This is a genomic window from Streptomyces muensis, assembly GCF_021474425.1.
In the GTDB taxonomy this organism is placed as follows: Bacteria; Actinomycetota; Actinomycetes; order Streptomycetales; family Streptomycetaceae; genus Streptomyces; species Streptomyces muensis.
Genome location: NZ_JAKEIP010000501.1, coordinates 1 through 2,785, shown reverse-complemented (window position 1 = coordinate 2,785; position 2,785 = coordinate 1). Strand labels below are relative to the sequence as shown.

Genomic DNA, 2,785 nt, shown 5'->3' with positions numbered 1-2,785 from the left:
GCCCTACCCCCAGCAGAACCCCCACTGGCAGCCTCCGCAGCGCTGAGGCGCCCCATGCGGACGTCCCCTATATAGGGGACGTATCCAGGGCACGGCCAACAAACCTCTCATCCACCCATCTCGCCGGGTGAGAGCAAAGTTCCTTTCCGGTCACTCGGTGCCACAGCGCGGAAACGAGCCCTCCCTACCTTCGGATCAGTCACCCGTACAGCGACCGAGCCCCGAAGACCGTGGAGGCGTCATGACAGCCAGTAGCACAGCCCCCGCTGCGAGCAGGGGAGGTCGCTGGATCGAGCACTGGGATCCCGAGGACGAGACCTTCTGGAACGAGACCGGAGAGAAGGTCGCCAAGCGCAACCTGTTCTTCTCCGTCCTCTCCGAGCACATCGGGTTCTCGATCTGGACCCTGTGGTCGGTGATGGTGCTGTTCATGGGCCCGGAGTACGGGCTCACCCCCGCCGACAAGTTCACCATCGTCTCCATGGCCACCCTGGTCGGCGCCGTCGTCCGCGTGCCGTACACCTTCGCCGTGGCCGTCTTCGGTGGCCGGATGTGGACCGTCGTCTCGGCCAGTCTGCTGCTCGTGCCGACGGTCGCCGCGTACGTGGTGATGGAGCCGGGGACGTCGTTCGGCACGTTCCTGGTGTGCGCGATGCTGGCCGGTGTCGGCGGCGGGAACTTCGCCTCCAGCATGACCAACATCAACGCCTTCTTCCCGCTCAGGAAGAAGGGATGGGCCCTCGGACTCAACGCCGGCGGCGGCAACATCGGCGTCCCCGTCGTACAGCTCATCGGTCTCGCGGTCATCGGCGCGAGCGGCGGCCCGCGCCTGCTGCTCGGGATCTACATCCCGTTCATCGTGATCGCCGCCGTCCTCGCCTGGCTGAAGATGGACAGCATCGCGTCCGTCAAGAACGACACCGGCGCCGCCAAGGACGCCGCGAAGGACGCCCACACCTGGATCATGTCCTTCCTCTACATCGGGACGTTCGGCTCGTTCATCGGCTACAGCTTCGCCTTCGGGCTGGTCCTGCAGACGCAGTTCGGCCGTACGCCGCTCCAGGCCGCCTACGTCACCTTCATCGGCCCGCTGCTCGGCTCCCTGATCCGCCCCGTCGGCGGCTCGCTCGCCGACAAGTTCGGCGGCGCGAAGATCACGCTGTGGAACTACGTCGCCATGGCCGCCGCGACCGGCGTCATCATCGTGGCCTCCATGCAGGAGTCGCTGCCGCTGTTCACCGTCGCCTTCATCGCCCTGTTCGTACTGACCGGCCTCGGCAACGGCTCGACGTTCAAGATGATCCCCGGCATCTTCCACGCCAAGGCCGTCGCCAAGGGGCTGGAAGGTGAGGAGGCCGCCGCCTACGGCCGCCGGCTCTCCGGTGCCTCCATGGGCCTGATCGGCGCGGTGGGCGCGCTCGGCGGACTCGGCATCAACCTCGCCTTCCGCCAGTCCTTCCTCAGCGTGGGCTCCGGCACCGGCGCCTTCGTCGCCTTCCTCGCCTTCTACGGCGTCTGCTTCGCGGTCACCTGGGCCGTATACCTTCGCCGCCCGGCGGCCGCCGAGACCAACGCCACAACGGCGACGGAGGCAAAACCGCAGCTCAGCTACGCAGAGGTGTGACGTAACACCGCTGACATCCAGCCGAACCGAGCCTGTCACGCACCGTTGACAGGCTCGCTCGGCATGCAGGTGTAACCACCAAGAGTGCGATCAGGACGCACCAACGGCCACCCTTGGTGTGGGCATCTGCCGCAAGCACCACGACTCGAGTGCGGGACGAGAGTTATGTACGACGAACAGCAGCAACCCGAACACGGGCCCCTGGAGGGGTTCACCGTGGGCGTCACAGCCGCGCGCCGGGCCGACGAGCTCGGGGCGCTGCTCCAGCGGCGTGGCGCCGCCGTGCTGCACGCCCCTGCCCTGCGCATCGTGCCGCTCGCCGACGACAGCGAACTGCTCGCCGCCACCAAGGAGATCATCCAGCGGACGCCGGACGTCGTGGTCGCCACGACCGCGATCGGCTTCCGGGGCTGGATCGAGGCCGCCGACGGATGGGGGCTGGGCGAGGACCTGCTGGCCCGGCTGCGCGGCGTCGAGCTGCTCGCGCGCGGACCCAAGGTCAAGGGCGCGGTACGGGCCGCCGGGCTGACCGAGGACTGGTCGCCGTCCAGCGAGTCCATGGCCGAGGTGCTGGACCGGCTGCTGGAGGAGGGCGTCGAAGGGCGCCGGGTCGCCATCCAGCTGCACGGGGAGCCGCTGCCCGGGTTCGTGGAGTCGTTGAAGGCCGGGGGAGCCGAGGTGCTCGGGGTGCCGGTGTACCGGTGGCTGCCGCCGGAGGACATCGGGCCGGTCGACCGGCTGCTGGACGCCACGGTCTCGCGCGGTCTGGACGCGGTCACCTTCACCAGTGCCCCGGCCGCCGCGTCCCTGTTGTCGCGGGCGGAGGAGCGTGGGCTGCTTCCCGAACTGCTCGCCGCTCTCAACCACGATGTTGTGCCTGCCTGCGTCGGGCCGGTCACCGCGTTGCCGCTGCAGGCCCTCGGGGTGGACACCGTCCAGCCCGAGCGTTTTCGGCTCGGGCCGCTCGTGCAGTTGCTGTGTCAGGAGTTGCCCGGGCGGGCGCGGTCGCTGCCGATCGCCGGGCATCGGGTGGAGATCCGGGGGCATGCCGTGCTGGTCGACGGGGTGTTGCGGCCGGTGCCGCCGGCGGGGATGTCGTTGCTGCGGGCGCTTTCGCGGCGGCCGGGGTGGGTGGTGCCGCGGGCGGAGTTGTTGCGGGCG

2 protein-coding genes are annotated in these 2,785 nt (G+C 69.3%); both read left to right on the top strand.

Translation table 11 applies throughout. The annotated features are described in order from the left end of the window. The first annotated feature begins 241 nt into the window (after window positions 1-241). A complete protein-coding gene (locus L0P92_RS43690; protein ID WP_234768688.1) occupies window positions 242-1,624 on the top strand; it encodes a nitrate/nitrite transporter in 1,383 nt (460 codons plus the stop codon). A gap of 165 nt (window positions 1,625-1,789) precedes the next feature. Beyond that, a partial coding sequence (locus L0P92_RS43685; protein ID WP_234768687.1) for a uroporphyrinogen-III synthase occupies window positions 1,790-2,785 on the top strand: 996 nt, incomplete at its 3' end.